Below are 17075 nucleotides of genomic sequence, written 5' to 3' on the forward strand. Positions count from 1 at the left end.
TGACCGCTCACAGGCTCCATAAGAACCCGCCCTGCCATCACGTGTCACGCCTGACGCTGCCGCGTCCACCGCATCCTGCCCCGCGTCTCTGGACGATCCGGAACGCCCCTCTGTGGGACAGGATGGCCGGACTATGCAGGTGATTTGGGATGAGCGTCAAGAACAATTTCTGAAAATCGGAACGCGGTTCTGGATCATGCCTCTCTCCATGAACACGCTGTGTCGCGTCGGGGCAAGTTCCTGGTCAACGGAAGACCCAAGGCGCCGGGATGCGGAGCAAGTTGCAAGCCATCAAGCAGGAACCGAGACGGCGCATGCACCAGTCGTCCCCAAACAGGGGAGGTGGCTGCAACAGGTGGTCGGCGGCTACTTCAACTATCACGCCGTGCCGACCAACCGGCGCGCTATCTCGGCCTTCCGGGACGAGATCGTTCGGGGATGGCGACAGGCACTATGCCGTCGCAGCCAGAAGGATGATCTCACCTGGGCGCGTATCAAGGCGGTTACCGAGGCCTGGTCCCGAAACCCAAAATCTTTCATCCATGGCCGCGACAGCGCTTCGCCGTCATCCACCGAGGTGGGAGCCGTATGCGGGAAAGCCGCACGTCCGGTTCTATGCGGGGGGGTCGCCCAGTAATGGGCGTCCCTACCGCGACCGCAAAGCGCCGTGCCCATCCTACCGCTACGCCAATTCACTGCATCCTGATGTTCGCCGCCTTGATCACCGAGCCCCATCGCTCGGTTTCCTCGCGCAGATAGTTGGCCGTCCGCTCCACCGAACCGCCGACCACCTCCGCGGACAGTTTCTTGAGGCGATTCTGCACCTGCGGGTCGCGCAGCGCTTCGTTGACGTCGGCGTTGACCTTCTCAACGATGTTCGCCGGCGTGTGTGGCGGCGCCACGATGCCATACCAGGCCACGGCTTCGAAGCCGGTCAGATATTCCGCGATCGCCGGCACGTTCGGCAGGCTCGCGAGCCGCCCGGGCGACGCCACCGCGAGCAGCCTGAGCTTGCCGGATTCGACCAGCGGCAGCGAGACGCCGAGATTGTCGAACATCACATCGACATCGCCGGCAACGAGGCCCTGTAAAGCGGGCGCCGACCCGCGATAGGGAATCTGACGCAGCGGCGCCTTGGCCATCAGTTGGAACAACTCGGAGGTGAGATGGGATGTCGTACCGTAGCCCTGCGTGGCGCAGGTGACCTCGCCGGGATTTCTTCGCAAGTCCTCGATCAGTTGCGGGACATTCGATGCCCTGACCTTGTCCGGATTGACGAACAGGCCGTTTGGCACGCGGGCCATCACGATGACCGGCTCGAATTTGCCGGGATCGTAGGCCAGGTCCGGGTAGAGATTCTGGTTGATCACAAGCGGCGGCGGCGGCGCCGCGAGCAGCGTGTAGCCGTCGGCCGCCGCACGGTAAACCAGTTCGGCGCCGATCGAGCCGGCCGCGCCGGTCGGATTTTCGATGACGACGGGCTGACCCCATTTATGCGACAGCCAATCGGCGACGATCCTCGGAACGGCGTCGGCGGTTCCCCCGGCGGGAAACGGCACGATGATTCTCACCGCGTGCGTCGGGTAGTCCTGCGCGCGCGCCCAATCCTGAAAGCCCAGCAATACGAGCAGCCCCAGCGTCAGTGCCATCCATCGCCGACCGACACAGAACAATGCTTTCGCGCGATGGTCTCGCATGCGATTTCCTCCCCCTGTGCAGCGCCGGCTGACACGTGACATGCGCCAGCGCAGCTTGATTTTTTTTCCCGGAACAGAATAGCTTGAAACGGCGGCGTGCGAAGCACTTTCGCTTTGCATGCGCAACGACAACATCCCGGGCGGCATCATGGCGAATTCGAAACTCCACGTCACCATTGTCGGCGGCGGAATTGGCGGTCTGTTCGCCGCGAACGCGCTCATCGCGCACGGGCTTTCCGTGTCGGTCTACGAACAGGCCGCCGCTTTGGGCGAAGTCGGCGCCGGCGTGTTCCTGACGCCGAACAGCGTGCGCCAGCTGGAGCGGCTGGGCTTGGGATCGTCGGTGGAGACATGGGGCGCCAGGGTTGGCCAGGGCTCGCACTACTTCCGGCACGATGGCGCGCCGATTGCGCCTGTTCAGGTCACCGATTCCACCGGCTGGAATGCGACATTCGGGATGCATCGCGCCGATCTCGTCGACCTCTTGGCTGCCGCGCTGCCGGCGCAAACGGTGCACACCGGACACCGATGTATCGGTTTCGAACAGGCGGACAATTCGGCCCGGGTCTTGTTTGCAAATGGCCTAAGCGTCGAGAGCGATATCGTCGTCGCTGCCGACGGTATTCACTCCGAACTGCGGCGCCATGTGGCGCCACCCTCGCATCCCGTTTTCCATGGTTCGGTCGCGTATCGCGGCCTGGTGCCGCATTCGACGCTCTCGCATTGGCCGTCCGATCGCTGGCTGATGTGGCTCGGCCAAGGCCGGCACTTCCTCACATTCCCCGTGCGCGGCGGAAAGCTGATCAACTATGTCGGGTTTGTGCGCGCCGACGGGGAGATGAAGGAATCCTGGTCGGCGCCAGGCGATCCCGACGTGCTGCGCCGGGAGTTTTCGGGCTGGGACCCTCGCATCGGCGCGCTGCTGCAGCGCGTCCAGACCACATTCCGATGGGCCCTCTATGACCGTGAGCCACTTCCGGCCTGGAGCAGCGGCAGGCTCACCCTGCTCGGCGATGCCGCCCACCCGATGCTGCCGCATCTCGGGCAGGGCGCCAACCAGTCGATCGAAGACGGAATGGCGCTGGCGACGATTCTCGCGCGCGCCAATCGCGAGGCGGTGCCCGCGGCGCTCGTCGCCTATCAGCGCCTCCGGCTGGAGCGGGTCGCGCAGGTGCAGCGCGGCGCGCGCGAAAACGGCCTGCGCTACGACTCCGCAACCTCCAACCTCGGCCTCAGGGACGCCGAGATCACCGCGCACGCCGCGTTCCGCAGGCGGCTCTACGACCACGACGTCGTGCCGGACGCAAAAGCCGCAGCCATGGCGCTGACGTAGCCGCAGGTGCCGCAGGGCGGGCAAAGTTTTCGGCGTCGCTCGGAGAACGACGGCGAAAATGTGCCCACCGTCTTGCTCGTGGCGGGGAGTGGTGGGCACGGCGCAAGGGCGCCTTTGCCCACCCCGCATTTTCAGAGCTGGCCGGGTTGAGCGGGCGGCGTAGGCCAGTTCGAGCGCAGGTTGATCGGGTTTCTGCGATCGAACAGATCCTGCCGCAAGATTCCGGTTGGCGGAACAATCAGCGTCGGCGGGTTGTTGTTCCGGACATCGGTCGCCGATGCAACTTTCTGATGCGTGCTGGTTGCGAACGCAATCGTCGGGACTGCCAGGGCGCAAGCCATGGCCAGCATCATGATCCGTCTCATCAGGAGGCTCCTCAGGCAAGAACCCCGTGCCGGGGTTCAACTATGATCCGCGTGCTCATAGGTGAGCGCGCCTTCCGGATCAAGTGCCGGCAAGAAGACAGGCCGCAGGCCGTAGGTGGGCATAGCTCGCCGTCGCTCGCAGCGCGAGGGCGAAAGTGCACCCACCATCTCGGTCGTAAGCGTGGAATTGCGGGCACGCTGCGCTTAGCCCGCGCAAAGATGTTTCGTTCACACCACTACGCTCAGCCGTTTTGCGGCGCGCGTGATCCCCGTATAGAGCCAGCGGGCGCGGCTGTCCTGAAACGCAAAGCTCTCGTCGAACAGCACCACGTCGTCCCATTGCGAGCCCTGCGATTTGTGCACGGTGAGCACGTAGCCGTAGTCGAACTCGTCATAGGGTTTGCGCTGCTCCCACGGGATCGCCTCAATGCCGCCCTCGAAGCAATCGCAGCGCACCGAGACTTTCTGCACCTTGTGGCTGAACTCCTCGTCGGGCGATAGCCGCATGCTGATGATGCGCGAGGCTTTTGCGCGCGACGCCGTGCGGGATTTCACTCGCCACAGGCCGCCGTTGAACAGGCCCTTCTTGCGGTTGTTGCGCAGGCACACCAGCTTGTCACCGGCGACGGGGAGGGGCTCCTCGATGTTCTGCCGCTGCCGCATCCGCGTGTTGTAGGCGCGCCGCGTGTTGTTGCGCCCGACCAGCACCTGATCGGCGCTCATCACCCGCGCCGGGTCGAGCGCGCTGCGCGCCACCACCTCGCTTTCGCCATAGCGGCCGACCTCGAGCGAGCGGCCCTCGCGGACATCCATCGACATCCGCACAATCGGATCGTCCTGCGCCTGGCGATGCACCTCGGTCAGCATCGCATCCGGCTCGCTGCTGGTGAAGAACCCGGCGCCCTGGATCGGCGGCAATTGCGCGGGGTCGCCGAGCACCAGAAGCGGGCACTCGAAGGACATCAGGTCGCGGCCCATCTCGGCGTCGACCATCGAGCATTCGTCGATCACGATCAGCCTCGCCTTCGAGGCCGGGGCGTCGTCCCACAGCTCAAAACTCGGCTGCTCGACGCCGGATTCGCGGGCGCGGTAGATCAGCGAATGGATCGTGGAGGCGTTGTCGCAGCCCTTGTTGCGCATCACCAGCGCCGCCTTGCCGGTGAACGCAGCGAATTTGACCTCGCCAGCGACGCCTTCGGCGATGTGACGGGCGAGCGTGGTCTTGCCGGTCCCGGCATAGCCGAACAGCCGGAACACCGGAGGCGTGCCACCTTTCCCCGGCTTAGCCTTAAGCCAGTCGGCAACGGCTTTCAGCGCGGAATCCTGGTGCGGCGAGAAGGTGGGCATTGGGCTTGAAGTTCGGGGTTTTGGGCTCGAGCGGCAGAGAAGAATCGACCGACCATTTGACGCGATTCCATGCCCAGCAACCTAACCATTCAAGCTGCCGGCGCAAGGCATCTCCCGTGTTGCGGAATTGACGGATGGTGGACAGCGTAGTCCCGGCCACTACAATGCCGTCAATAACAAGAACAGCGGGAGGACGTTGATGAAATTCGGGATCTTCTACGAGCTGCAACTGCCGCGTCCATGGACGGACGGCGACGAGCTCCGCCTCTATCATGACGCGCTGACGCAACTCGAGACCGCCGACCGGCTCGGCTATGACTATGCCTGGGTGGTGGAGCACCATTTCCTCGAGGAATATTCGCATTCCCCGGTGCCGGAATCGTTCCTCGCCGCCGCCAGCCAGCGCACCAGGGACATCAGGCTCGGCCACGGCATCATCCAGCTCACCACCAATCATCCGGCCCGCGTCGCCGAGCGGGTCGCGGTGCTCGATCTCTTGAGCCGCGGCCGCTGCGAGTTCGGCATGGGCGAGAGCGCCTCGATCACCGAGCTGGAGCCGTTCGGCCGCGACATGGAAACCAAGCGCGAGGTGTTCGAGGAGGCGGTCAGAGCGATCTTCCCGATGTTCACCAGGATCGGCACCGAGCATCACGGCAAATATTTCGACATTCCCCTGCGCAATGTGGTGCCGAAGCCGGTGCAGAAGCCGCACCCCCCGTTGTGGATGGCATGCTCGCAGCTTCCGACCATCGAGCGCGCCGGACAATGCGGCTTTGGCGCGCTGGGCTTCCAGTTCGTCAGCGCCGACGCCGCGCATGCCTGGGTCCACGCCTATTACAACGCCATCACCAAGCGGCTGAAGATGCTCGCCGACTACGCGATCAACCCGAACATGGCGCTGGTGTCGTTCTTCATGTGCGCGAAGACCGACGAGGAGGCGCGCGCGCGGGCGGACGGCGCGACCTTCTTCCAGTTCGCGCTGCGGTTCTACGGCGCGTCACAGAACCGGCAGCGTCCGGCGCCCGGCACCGTCAACATGTGGGACGAATACAACAAGTGGAAGCGGGACAATCCCGAGGCACAGGAGGCCGCGCTGCGCGGCGGTCTGATCGGCTCGCCGGAAACCATCCGGAAGAAGCTCCGCCGCTTCCGCACCTCGCATATCGACCAGGTGATCCTGCTCAACCAGGCCGGCAAGAACAGCCACGAGCACATCTGCGAATCGCTCGAGCTGTTCGCCAGGGAGGTGATGCCGGAGTTCGAGCAGGATCCCGAGCACGACGCCTGGAAAGCGGGCGTGATGAGCGGAGCGACCAAACTCGAGGAGATCGACACCCAGGCTTTTACCGATCGCTACGGCAAGCTCGCGGTCAGTGTCGCGCCGAAAGTCGCGGCGGCGGGATAAGGTCTCGCAGGATCGTACCGAAGAGTGTGATACCCGCCGGGCGTTTTGCTTGGCCGGCGCACATGCTCGCGATCAAGCCGCTGCTCATTTGATGGTCACGACATCGCGATGATCGGCGCGTCGAAAAAAAATCGCCGCGGCGGATCGTGATCCAGCAATAAACCCGTCGCCGCGGATGCTCCTGCCAGCATCGGCGTTGCTATTTTTGCGGAGCACTCGACACCTCCTGCGAGCCCCGCCATCATCCTCTGCATCGCATGACCGGCTGGTTGCGGCATGCCGGCCGGAGATGAACATGAAGCGTCGAAACTTTCTCAAGCTATCGCTTGCCAGCGCTGCGATCGCAGCGTGGTCGTCGTCTGCGAGCGCGGAGGCTGCGCCAAGGCGGATCCGGATTGGAACGCAGAAGGGCGGTTTCTTCCCCGCGGTGCGACAGCGCCACACGGTGGAAGACGCGTTCAAGTCACTCGGCGTCGAGATCGATTGGATCGATTTCCAGTTTGGTCCGCCGCTTCTGGAAGCGATCAATGTCGGCAGCGTCGATTTCGGCTATGTCGGCGATTCCCCGCCGATCTTCGCGCAGGCCGCGGGTGCACGGATCCGCTATGTCGCCGCCGTCAAGCAGAATGGCAACAACCAGGCCATCATCGTGCCGAAGGATTCAGCGATCCGGACGCTCGCCGATCTCAAGGGCAAGCGCATCGCCTTCGGCAAGGGGTCGAGCGCGCACAATCTCCTGGTCGCCGCACTGGAGAAGGCGGGCCTGGCCTGGAGCGACATCACGCCGGCGCCGCTTGCGCCGGCCGATGCGACGGCGGCGTTCGCCCGCGGCGCGGTCGACGCTTGGTCGATCTGGGACCCTTATCTCGCGCTTGCCGAACTCAAGGACAACGCGCGGGTAATCGCCTTCGACAAGGACGTGCACGAGGCCAACGCCTTCTACATCGCGGGCACCGATTTCGTCGAAAAATATCCCGCGCAGGTGGCTCGGCTCAACGCCGTGTTCGCCTCCGAAGGCGTATGGGCCGATTCGCATCACGAAGAGGTCGCCAGCGCGCAGGCCGAGGCAACCGGCGTCGATCTCGAAGCGATCCGCCGCTTTGTCGACCGCTCGAATTACCGCGTCGTTCCCGTCGATGCCGAACTGACGCGGACCCAGCAGGCAGTCGCCGACCGCTTTGCGCGACTCGGCCTGATTCCGAAGCCGGTCAACGTGGCCGATATCGTCTGGAAATGGACACCGGCTTCCTGAGGCGAACGGCACACACCGGCAGCAATGACAAGGCGCGACATATGAGTAGTGTGAGTAGTGCAGCATCCTCCAACACGAACATCCTCTGGTTCCTGCCGACCCATGGCGACGGACGCTATCTCGGCACCGCCACCGGCGGACGCGAGGTGAATTTCAATTATCTGCGCCAGGTCGCGCAGGCCGCCGACCAGCTCGGTTATTTCGGCGTGCTGCTGCCGACCGGGCGAAGCTGCGAGGATTCCTGGATCGTCGCGTCCGCGGTCGCCCCCTTCACCGAACGGCTGCGCTATCTCGTGGCGGTGCGCCCCGGCCTGCAATCGCCAAGTGTCGCCGCGCGGATGACGGCAACGCTCGACCGGATCACCAACGGCCGCCTCTTGATCAATGTCGTCACCGGCGGCGATCCCGTCGAGAGCAAGGGCGACGGCGTATTCCTCGATCACGACGAGCGCTATCAGGTGACGCGCGAGTTTCTCGCCGTCTATGATGATCTCCTGGGCGGCAAGACCGTCAATATCGAAGGCAAGCATATCCGCATCGAGGATGGCCGGCTGTTGTTTCCGCCGGTGCAGTCGCCGCGGCCGCCGCTCTACTTCGGCGGCTCCTCGGATGCCGGCATCGATGTCGCGGTCGACAGCGTCGACAAATATCTCACCTGGGGCGAGCCGCCGGCGCAGGTTGCCGACAAAGTCAGCCGCGTCGCAGCTGCGGCGGCAAGGCGCCGCCGCCGGCTGAGCTTCGGTATCCGCCTCCACGTCATCGTGCGCGAGACCTCTGACCAAGCCTGGCGGGCCGCCGACGGTCTGATCAAGCACGTCACCGACGAGACGATCGCCTCGGCGCAGCAGATCTTCGCCCGGATGGATTCGGTCGGGCAGCAGCGCATGATGGCGTTGCATCGTGGCCGCCGTGACCAGCTCGAGATCAGCCCCAATCTCTGGGCCGGCGTCGGCCTCGTGCGCGGCGGCGCCGGAACGGCGCTGGTCGGTGACCCCTCGACGGTGGCGGCGCGGATCGGGGAATATCGGGACATCGGCATCGATACCTTCATCCTGTCGGGCTATCCGCATCTCGAGGAGGCCTATCGCTTCGCCGAGCTGGTGTTTCCGCTGCTGTCGCTACAGCAAGGCGATCACGCTAGCCGGCTGCGGGTCAACACCGGTCCCTTCGGCGAGACCATCGCCAATGATCGTCGCCCGCTGGTCAAGGCCTCGCAATCATGAGCCTGATCGAGAGTCTGCCACGGCTGAAAAGCCCGCGCGTGCCGGGCGCGGGCGCGCTGATCCCATGGATCGTGCCGCTTTTGATCGTCCTGTTCTGGCAGGGGGCCTGTGCGGCTGGCCTGGTGCCGGTCCGCGTGCTGCCGGCGCCGAGCGATGTGGCGCGCGCAGGCTGGAAGCTCGTGCTGTCCGGCGAGCTGGAGCGCAACATCTGGGTCAGTTTTTGGCGCGCGGGCGTTGGTTTCCTGATCGGTGGCGGCATCGGCTTTGCGTTCGGGCTTGCCAACGGCCTGTCGCGGCTGTCGAGCGCGCTGACCGATACCACCCTGCAGATGGTTCGCAACATCCCGCATCTGGCGCTGATTCCGCTGGTGATCCTGTGGTTCGGCATCGATGAGACCGCAAAGCTGTTCCTGGTCGCGCTCGGCGTTTTCTTCCCGATCTACCTCAACACGCTGCACGGCATCCGCAGCGTCGATCCGCAATTGATCGAGATGGGCCGGATTTACAGCATGCGCGATGCCGAACTGTTCCAGCGCGTGATCTTTCCGAGCGCGCTGCCCTCGATCTTCGTCGGCCTGCGCTTCGCGCTCGGCATCATGTGGCTGACATTGATCGTCGCAGAGACCATCGCGGCTTCCTCGGGGCTCGGCTACATGGCCATGCAGGCGCGCGAGTTCATGCAGATCGATGTCGTGGTCCTCAGCATCCTGATTTACGCTCTATTGGGAAAGCTCGCCGACGGCGCCGCGCGCGCGCTGGAGCGGCTGACGTTGTCCTGGAACCCGGCCTATGCCCAAAACTGAGAGCAGAGATGCAGGAAGCCCTTCGATTAGCGCTTCGATTGCTTGGCCCCGACGCCGAAGCGGTGCCGGTACCCGATTTTGCGGCCAAGGCACGGCCGGAGCGGCACGCTTCTGAACCGTCCGGCCGCGGATTGGCGCTGACAGTCCGCGGCCTGCGCAAGGCGTTCGGTGATCACGAGGTCTTGCGCGGCATCGACCTCCAGATTCCCGCGGGCCAATTCGTCGCAATCGTCGGCCGCAGCGGCTGCGGCAAGAGCACGCTGCTGCGTCTGATCGCCGGACTGGAAACCCCCGATGCCGGCACTATCCGGTGCGGCGGCGACAGGCGCGCGGGAGATATTCGGGTGATGTTTCAGGAGCCGCGGCTCCTGCCCTGGGCGCGGGTGCTCTCCAATGTCGAGGTCGGTCTTGGCGGCAATCGCAGATCGGCGGATGCGCAGGCCCGGGCCGAGCAGGCGCTGGTCGAGGTCGGCCTGGATCATAAGCGCGGTCGTTGGCCGACCGCGCTGTCCGGCGGCCAGAAACAGCGCGTGGCGCTCGCTCGCGCTCTGGTCAGCCACCCGCGCGTGCTCGCATTCGACGAACCGCTTGGCGCGCTTGACGCGCTGACCCGTATTTCAATGCAGCGGCTGCTGGAGCGGGTCTGGCTCGAGCAGGGCTTTACCGCCATTCTGGTGACCCATGACGTGTCGGAAGCCGTCGCCCTGGCGGAGCGCGTGCTGATCATCGATGACGGCCGGATCGCGCATGACATCGATGTTAAACTGCTTCGTCCGCGCCGGCGCGGCTCTGCCGATCTGGCGGCGCTCGAGGGTTCGATTTTGCGCGAGCTGTTGCGATCCGGAGACGAGCTATCAGCTCTTTGAGAGCATCATGGTGTCTGTTCTGACGCCCGAGATCGGCCGAGATCCGTCTTTCGGCGGGTTTCATGCGGCGATGCGCAGTCTCGCCGGCGGTGTCAGCGCAATCACGGCCGGGGCGCGGCGAGGACGTCGCGGGAATGACGGTGACCTCCGTGGCGTCGCTGTCCACCGAGCCGCCGTCGCTGATTGTCAGGATCAACCGGTCGTCGTCCTCGCGGCCGTTCGTGAAGCGCCACCTTTTTATCGGCGTCAATATCCTGAATGCCGAACAGTCCGGCGTCGCCGAACAATTCACCGGCTAGGATGGCCTGAAGGGCGCCGACCGGTTCGCCGGCGCCGAATGGAAGCGCGGCGCCTCGGGCGCGCCGCTGCTGGTCGGCGCCCTGGCTGCGATCGACTGCGCGGTCGAGGAGGTCGTCGAGCGCCACTCGCATGCAATCATCATCGGCCGCGTGCTGGACATCGAACTGTCCGCGCGCCGTTCGGCGTTGGCCTATTGGCAGCGACGATATCTGGCCAGCGATCACGACGAGGATCTGGAGAGACCCGCGGAGGTGGGTCTTCCGGCCGCGCGGTGTCGACCCAAGCCTCGATGACCCAAGCCTCGGTGAGCCTCGACGGCCGCGACGGTTGGCCGCGCCGGCTGGCCTTTTTGCCATCGGCGGTCTAAAATGCCTGGATCATCATTTACGGATCATGGAAGGCATGCGTCGCGCGATGAAGCGCATCGGGATCTGGGCGTTCTACGCGGTCAGCACGCTCGCGATTTTGTATCTGGCGCTTTATGCCTACGCGGCCTTGACCGGCAACCGCCTGCAGCCCGGTGATCCCATCCATATGTTCCGCAAGCCCGACGCGCCGAGCTATTCGTGATGAGCATGTCATTCCGGGGCGTACGAAGTGCGAACCTCAGATACGCAATTGCGCATCGGGGAATCACCAGATCCCGGATGACCGCCGTGCGGTTGCCGATGCTTCTTGCAACTACGCGACCGGCGCCGCGCGCTGGTACTCCCCGGCACCGGGCGGCGGGATCGGCACACCGACATCGGCATATTCGTTCAGCTTGTTGCGCAGCGTGCGGATCGAAATGCCGAGGATGTTGGCGGCGTGGGTGCGATTGCCGAGGCAATGTTTCAGCGTTTCCAGGATCAGGTCGCGCTCGACGTCGGCCACGGTGCGGCCAACCAGGGCGCGGGTGACCTGCTCGGCGGCGAAGGTCGCGTGCGCGACTGCGGGTGGGGTCTTGCTGTGGTCGAGCCGGTCGCCGTCCGGTGTCAGGATTGCGTCCGCGGCGATCTCGTCGCCCTGTGCCATCAGCACCGCGCGATGGATGGTGTTTTCCAGCTCACGGACGTTGCCCGGCCAGCGGTTGGCCGAGAGCACGCGCCTCGCATCGGCCGCGATCGGCCGCAGCGGCACGCCGTTGGCCTCGGAATATTTCTTGGCAAAATGCTGGGCCAGTTCGAGAATGTCGGCCGGGCGTTCGCGCAATGGCGGAATCTTCAGGTTGACGACGTTGAGTCGGAACCAGAGATCCTCTCGGAATTTGCCCTCGCGCACGGCTTCCGCCAGATTGCGATTCGAGGTGGCAATGATCCTGATGTCGACCGGCACCGGGCGGCTGCCGCCGACCCGGTCGATCACGCGCTCCTGGATGGCGCGCAGCAGTTTGGATTGCAGCCGCACGTCCATCTCGGAGATTTCGTCGAGCAGCAAGGTGCCGCCGGTCGCCTCCTCGAACTTGCCGATGCGCCGCGCCACCGCGCCGGTAAAGGCGCCCTTCTCATGGCCGAACAATTCCGATTCCAGCAGATGCTCGGGGATCGCGGCGCAATTGATCGAGATGAACGGCCGCTTGGCGCGGGTGGAGCGGGAGTGCACGTAGCGCGCCAGCACCTCCTTGCCGGTGCCGGACTCGCCGGTGATCATGACCGAGGCGTCGGAGCCCGCGATCTGCTGGGCGAGCTTGATCACCTTGGCCATCGCTTCGTCACGATAGATCAGATCGCGGGAATCGTTGGCGACGGCGGCGAGCACGGCCGCGATCAATTCCGGATCCGGCGGCAACGGGATGTATTCCTTGGCACCGGCATGGATCGCGGCGACCGCGGCGCGGGCGTCGCTCATGATGCCGCAGGCGACGATCGGGACATGGATGTGCTCGGCCTCGAGCCGCATCACGAGGTCGCGGATGTCGAGGGCGACATCGACCAGCAGCAGGTCGGCGCCCTTGCCGCCGCGCAGCACGCGCATGGCCTGCTCGTTGTCCTCGGCATGGGTTACGGTGGCGCCGTTGTCCATGGCGATCTTGGTGGCTGCCGTGAGCTGACCCTTCAGGGTGCCAACGATGAGAAGCCGCATGATAGTCTCCTGTCGGTCTTGTGTTGGTCTTGGCGCGCTTCATGCGCGCCGTCAAAATGATCGCGCTTCAGGTGCGTTCCGCGTTGATGATTTCCGTCATGGTCACGCCGAGCTTGTCTTCCACCAGCACGACCTCGCCGCGGGCCACCAGGCGGTTGTTGACGTAGATGTCGATGGCTTCGCCCACCCGGCGATCGAGTTCGAGCACGGTGCCGGGGCCGAGTTTCAGGAGCTCGCCGACGTCCATCTTCGAGCGGCCGAGCACGGCGGAGACCTGCACCGGGACGTCGAACACCGCCTCGAGGTCGGCCGCGACGCGCGCGGCCTGCTCGTCTTCGAGGTAGCCGACGTCGTCGACCGGTGGCGCACCGGGCGCGTTGAGGTCGGGAAGCGGAACCTGGCCGTCGGTGTCGCTCATGATCTATTTCCTAAGGTTGCGGGACGTCATGTAGCGCCCGACGAGTTCATTGATCTTGGCATCGATTGCCGCGCGCTCCAGCACGACGCCGCCGTCGGCCCACTCGATCCGGCAGTCGCCGGTGGCGATCTCGGGTTCGGCCAGGATCACCAGGCGGCCTTGGAAGCCGCTTTGTTTCGCCAGCTGCTCGATCCGCGCGTGAGCTGCCTCATAGAGCGTATCGTTGATGCGAACCACGAGATGCGGCGTCGAAACGAGCTGCGCGAAGCATTCGCCGACAAGGCCTTTGATCTCCCCGAGCGGCTCGGCATCGATCAACGTGCCGCACAGTTTGCGGGCGACCGCGACCGCGACGTCGATCGCCTCGGTCTCCATCCGGGTCTCGACGCCGCCAAAGCGCGCTGCAATGCCCTGGATCGCGATCTTGATCTCTTCGAGCGCGAGCGCCGAACGGCGATCGCTCTCGGCCTTGGCCTCGCGCTGGCCCGCGTCGTAGCCGCTGCGATAGGCCGTGGCCTCGGCGGCGGCAACCTTCTGGGCGAGTTCGGCGGCCGCGGCGGCCTTCTCGCGCGATTTGCTCGGCGCGGCGAAGTCGGTATCGAACAGGAATTTTGCGGGCGCGGACATTAATATACCAACTCGTCGTCGGCGCGGTTCTTGGTCAGGGTGATTTCGCCCTTGGCGGCGAGATCCTTGGCGAGGTTGACGAGCAGCGCCTGCGCCTCGTCGACGTCGCGCAGCCGGACCGGCCCCATCGCCGCCATATCGTCGAGCAGCATCTTGCCGGCCCGCGAGGACATGTTGCCGAGGAAGAAGCCCTTGACCTCCTCATTGGCGCTCTTCAGCGCGACGCCGAGCTTGTCCTTGTCGATCTGGCGCATCAAGGTCTGGGCGGAGGCGGAGTCGAGCTTGATCAGGTCGTCGAAGGTGAACATCAGGGCCTTGATGCGCTCGGCAGATTCGCGGTTTTCCTCTTCCAGCGAGGTGATGAAGCGCGTCTCGGTCTGGCGGTCGAAATTGTTGAAGATTTCGGCCATTACTTCGTGAGCGTCGCGGCGGCGGGTCTGCGACAGGTTCGACATGAACTCGGTGCGCAGCGTCTGCTCGACCCGCTCGATGACTTCCTTCTGTACCGCTTCCATCTTCAGCATTCGGCCGACCACGTCGAGCGCCATGTCCTCGGGCAGGATCGCGAGCACGCGGGCAGCGTGTTCCGGCTTCAGCTTGGACAACACCACTGCGATGGTCTGCGGATATTCGTTCTTCAGATAGTTGGCGAGCACCTCCTCCTGGACGTTGGAGAGCTTCTCCCACATGTTGCGGCCGGCCGGGCCACGGATCTCGTCCATGATGCCGTTGACGCGGTCCGGCGGCAAATATTGCTGCAGCAGCCGTTCGGTGGCGTCGAAATTGCCCATCAACGCGCCGGATGCCGACATCCGCGACACGAATTCGAGCAACATGTCCTCCACCACGTCGGCTTCGACCGTCCCGAGCGTCGACATCACCAGCGACAGCTCCCGCACTTCGTCGTCGTCGAGCATCGACCAGATCTTGCCGCCATATTGCTCGCCCAGCGCCAGCATCAGCATCGCGGCGCGCTTCGGGCCGGGAATGCTGGTCTTCGCCCGGCCCGCCTGACGGGGCGCCAGGCTCGCCAGCACGCTGGTGATGTCGTTGGAGTTTGCGTTTAGCGGTGCGGCCATGTCAGATCACTCTTCCGATCATTCGGCGGTTTCGCTCAGCCATTGACGGACAATGGAAGCGGTTTCGTTGGGGTTTCGTTCGGCCAGTTCGCCCACCCGGTGCACCGACTGGGCGTGGACCTGGCCCTGAACCTGGGCGACGTCGATCATGTGTGCGGTCGAGCCGAGGCCGGGGACCAAGGCCCCGGAGCCGCCCTGGGATGCGCCGGTGCCGTCTTCCAGCGCCGGCAGCGGTGCCGCGGCAGTGAGCGCGGCCACCTCCTCGGAGGCGAGGATCTTCTTGACCAGCGGCCGAATGACCAGGAACAGCACGACCAGGCCGAGCATCATCATGACGCCCAGTTCGATGATGTACATGACATCGTCCTTGGTGAACTGCAGCATGGCGAGCATGCCGGTCGGTTCGTCGAGCGGTGCGACCGCGGGTGCCTCGGCGAAACGGAGATTGACCACCTCGACCTGGTCGCCGCGCTTCTGGTCAAAGCCGATTGCCGAACGCACCAGGGTCGCGATGCGATCGAGCTCGTCCTTGCTGCGCTCCTTGTAGACCAGCTCGCCCTTTTCATTCTTCGAGTAGGCGCCGTCGACCAGCACCGCGACCGAGATGCGGTTGACGCGGCCGGCTTCGGTCACCTCCGTCTTGGTGGTGCGGGAAATCTCGTAATTGTTGGTTTCCTCGGTCTTCTTGCTCTGGTCGCGCGCGGTCGCCGCATTGTTGTTCTGCTGGTTGCCGGGCAGCTCGTTGTTGACGGTGACCTGGCCGTTATTGTCGGTTGTCGCCGCGGATTCTTCCCGGGTCTGGCTCGAGCGCAGCACGCGGCCTTCGGGATCGAACTTGTCCGAGGTCTGGGTGATCTTGTTGAAGTCGAATTCGGCAGAGAGTTCGACACGGGCGCGTCCCGGTCCGACCACCGAGGACACGATGTCCTCGACCTGCTTGCGCATCCGCTTCTCGTAGCCGGCCTGGCGTTCGTCGCCGACCGCCTGATCGACATCGCTGGAGGCGCCGTCGGCGAGCAATTGACCGGACTCGTCGACGATCGAGACCCGCTGTGGCTTCAAACCGGCGACGGAGGACGCGACCAGATGGCGGATGGCGCGGATCTGCTGCGGTTCGAGGGCGCCGCGCACCCGCACAACGATCGAGGCCGACGGCTCCGGCGCCTCGCGCGAGAACAGCGGCCGCTCGGGCAGGACCAGATGGACGCGCGCGGCCGTGATGCGGTCGATGGCCTGGATCGTGCGTGAAAGCTCGCCTTCCAGCGCGCGCAGGTGGTTGATGTTCTGGACGAAGCTCGTGGTGCCAAGCGCGTCGGACTTGTCGAAGATCTCGTAGCCGACGCCGCCGCCCTTGGGCAGGCCGCCCTCGGCGAGCTTCATGCGCAGCCGCGTCACCTTGTCCTTGGGCACCAGGATCACACTGCCTTCGTTGCGCAGTTCGTAGCTGATGCCCTGGCGGTCCAGGTCCTTGATGATGTTGGAGGAGTCTTCGAGGCTCAGATCGGTGAACAGTGTGGTCATCTGCGGCGTGGTGACGCGCATGATGACGAACGCGAAGAAGGCGACCATCGCGGTGGTTACCGCGATCATCGCCATCAGACGCGAAGCACCCAGGCCCTTCAGAAAGTCCACGAGACCCTGCAAAACCAACCGCCCCAGAGATTCGACACCGAACCGCCAACTGGGCAATTATTGCCTATGGGATGGTTTCGATATGGTTAACGAAGGTTAAGAGCGATGGCCTCGCACGCAACGTGAAAAAAATCGGCCTCGCTGGACGAGGTCGATTTTCGTCAAATGCCGATTTTCGCCTGAGCCCGGCTCGAGGCAGGTTGCGAAGCCGGTCTTATTGGCGATATTGCTGGATGCGGGTGGTGCGCAGGCCGGCGAGGCCATGCTGGTCGATCGAGAACTGCCACGACAGGAATTCGTCGACCGTCAGCGTGTAGCGGCTGCAGGCTTCCTCGAGGGAGAGCAGGCCGCCGCGAACCGCGGCAACAACTTCGGCTTTACGGCGAATGACCCACCGTTTGGTCCCAGGCGCAGGCAGATCCGCGATAGTGAGCGGGCTGCCATCGGGCCCGATGACGTATTTCACCCTCGGGCGATGGGGTTCTGTCATGGTGTACTCACAAACTCTTAACCACTGAACTCACGGTAACAACCTACGCGCCGTGACTTAAAATTTGCCTAAGCTCAAGGCTGCAATGAGATTCTCCTTGAAAATGCAGAAAGGCGGCGGGCCCGGCGTCGAAAAGACGCCAGGCGCACACCCGATCGTAAACAGATCGTAAATGAA

General features: G+C 64.5%; 17 protein-coding genes and 1 pseudogene. 8 read left to right on the plus strand and 10 right to left on the minus strand.

Translation table 11 applies throughout. The features are described 5' to 3' along the window. Window positions 1-692: 692 nt before the first annotated feature. Window positions 693-1697: a Bug family tripartite tricarboxylate transporter substrate binding protein gene (locus tag WCB02_RS38640; RefSeq protein WP_423967458.1), complete on the minus strand. Its 1005-nt coding sequence runs from the start codon at window positions 1695-1697 to the stop codon at window positions 693-695. A 118-nt stretch (window positions 1698-1815) separates the two neighbouring features. On the opposite strand from WCB02_RS38640, the gene WCB02_RS38645 reads away from it, so the two are divergent. Then, entirely contained in the window at window positions 1816-3030 is a 1215-nt protein-coding gene (locus WCB02_RS38645; RefSeq protein WP_423967461.1) for an FAD-dependent monooxygenase, read from the plus strand. A gap of 131 nt (window positions 3031-3161) precedes the next feature. On the opposite strand, the gene WCB02_RS38650 is transcribed toward WCB02_RS38645, so the two are convergent. Continuing rightward, window positions 3162-3383: a hypothetical protein gene (locus tag WCB02_RS38650; RefSeq protein WP_423967463.1), complete on the minus strand. Its 222-nt coding sequence runs from the start codon at window positions 3381-3383 to the stop codon at window positions 3162-3164. Window positions 3384-3623: 240 nt separating this feature from the next. Next, window positions 3624-4742, minus strand: a complete 1119-nt coding sequence (locus WCB02_RS38655; protein ID WP_423967465.1) for an ATP-dependent DNA helicase — start codon at window positions 4740-4742, stop codon at window positions 3624-3626. A 199-nt stretch (window positions 4743-4941) separates the two neighbouring features. Between WCB02_RS38655 and WCB02_RS38660 the strand changes: the two genes are divergently transcribed. Further along, window positions 4942-6147: an LLM class flavin-dependent oxidoreductase gene (locus tag WCB02_RS38660; RefSeq protein WP_423967467.1), complete on the plus strand. Its 1206-nt coding sequence runs from the start codon at window positions 4942-4944 to the stop codon at window positions 6145-6147. 95 nt (window positions 6148-6242) lie between these two features. On the opposite strand, the gene WCB02_RS38665 is transcribed toward WCB02_RS38660, so the two are convergent. Continuing rightward, the gene (locus tag WCB02_RS38665) at window positions 6243-6389 is read right to left on the minus strand and encodes a hypothetical protein (protein ID WP_423967469.1); all 147 of its coding nucleotides are present in this window, start codon (window positions 6387-6389) and stop codon (window positions 6243-6245) included. Between the two features lie 53 nt (window positions 6390-6442). Here WCB02_RS38665 and WCB02_RS38670 point away from each other — a divergent pair, with 53 nt between their 5' ends. The 6 genes and pseudogenes from WCB02_RS38670 (at window position 6443) to WCB02_RS38695 (ending at window position 11161) form a co-directional block, all read left to right on the plus strand. Beyond that, window positions 6443-7399 (plus strand): aliphatic sulfonate ABC transporter substrate-binding protein, encoded by a 957-nt coding sequence (locus WCB02_RS38670; RefSeq protein ID WP_423967471.1) that lies wholly within the window; start codon window positions 6443-6445, stop codon window positions 7397-7399. 41 nt (window positions 7400-7440) lie between these two features. Continuing rightward, a complete protein-coding gene (gene ssuD, locus WCB02_RS38675; protein ID WP_423967474.1) occupies window positions 7441-8622 on the plus strand; it encodes an FMNH2-dependent alkanesulfonate monooxygenase in 1182 nt (393 codons plus the stop codon). Next, the gene (locus WCB02_RS38680) at window positions 8619-9425 is read left to right on the plus strand and encodes an ABC transporter permease subunit (RefSeq protein ID WP_423967476.1); all 807 of its coding nucleotides are present in this window, start codon (window positions 8619-8621) and stop codon (window positions 9423-9425) included. The genes ssuD and WCB02_RS38680 overlap by 4 nt, the downstream gene beginning before the upstream one ends. A gap of 8 nt (window positions 9426-9433) precedes the next feature. Then, window positions 9434-10291: an ATP-binding cassette domain-containing protein gene (locus WCB02_RS38685; protein ID WP_423967478.1), complete on the plus strand. Its 858-nt coding sequence runs from the start codon at window positions 9434-9436 to the stop codon at window positions 10289-10291. A 7-nt stretch (window positions 10292-10298) separates the two neighbouring features. Beyond that, window positions 10299-10884 (plus strand): annotated as a pseudogene (locus tag WCB02_RS38690) (flavin reductase family protein). A gap of 34 nt (window positions 10885-10918) precedes the next feature. After that, the gene (locus WCB02_RS38695) at window positions 10919-11161 is read left to right on the plus strand and encodes a hypothetical protein (RefSeq protein WP_423967490.1); all 243 of its coding nucleotides are present in this window, start codon (window positions 10919-10921) and stop codon (window positions 11159-11161) included. 111 nt (window positions 11162-11272) lie between these two features. On the opposite strand, the gene WCB02_RS38700 is transcribed toward WCB02_RS38695, so the two are convergent. The 6 genes from WCB02_RS38700 to WCB02_RS38725 all read right to left on the minus strand — a co-directional run bounded on the left by WCB02_RS38700 (window position 11273) and on the right by WCB02_RS38725 (window position 16898). Beyond that, entirely contained in the window at window positions 11273-12652 is a 1380-nt protein-coding gene (locus WCB02_RS38700; protein ID WP_423967480.1) for a sigma-54 interaction domain-containing protein, read from the minus strand. A 67-nt stretch (window positions 12653-12719) separates the two neighbouring features. After that, entirely contained in the window at window positions 12720-13070 is a 351-nt protein-coding gene (gene fliN / locus WCB02_RS38705; RefSeq protein ID WP_423967482.1) for a flagellar motor switch protein FliN, read from the minus strand. Window positions 13071-13073: 3 nt separating this feature from the next. Next, on the minus strand, window positions 13074-13697 hold the full coding sequence (gene fliH / locus WCB02_RS38710; RefSeq protein WP_423967484.1) for a FliH/SctL family protein: 624 nt from the start codon (window positions 13695-13697) through the stop codon (window positions 13074-13076). Further along, window positions 13697-14776 carry a flagellar motor switch protein FliG gene (gene fliG, locus WCB02_RS38715; protein ID WP_423967486.1) on the minus strand — a complete coding sequence of 360 codons (1080 nt, stop codon included), beginning with the start codon at window positions 14774-14776 and terminating at the stop codon, window positions 13697-13699. Before fliG ends, fliH begins: the two co-directional genes overlap by 1 nt. Window positions 14777-14794: 18 nt before the next feature. Continuing rightward, window positions 14795-16420, minus strand: a complete 1626-nt coding sequence (gene fliF / locus WCB02_RS38720; RefSeq protein ID WP_423967488.1) for a flagellar basal-body MS-ring/collar protein FliF — start codon at window positions 16418-16420, stop codon at window positions 14795-14797. A 202-nt stretch (window positions 16421-16622) separates the two neighbouring features. Next, window positions 16623-16898, minus strand: a complete 276-nt coding sequence (locus WCB02_RS38725) for a DUF1153 domain-containing protein (RefSeq protein WP_002714638.1) — start codon at window positions 16896-16898, stop codon at window positions 16623-16625. Window positions 16899-17075: the final 177 nt, after the last annotated feature.

It is taken from the genome of Bradyrhizobium sp. (assembly GCF_049581145.1).
Classification (GTDB): Bacteria; Pseudomonadota; Alphaproteobacteria; order Rhizobiales; family Xanthobacteraceae; genus Bradyrhizobium.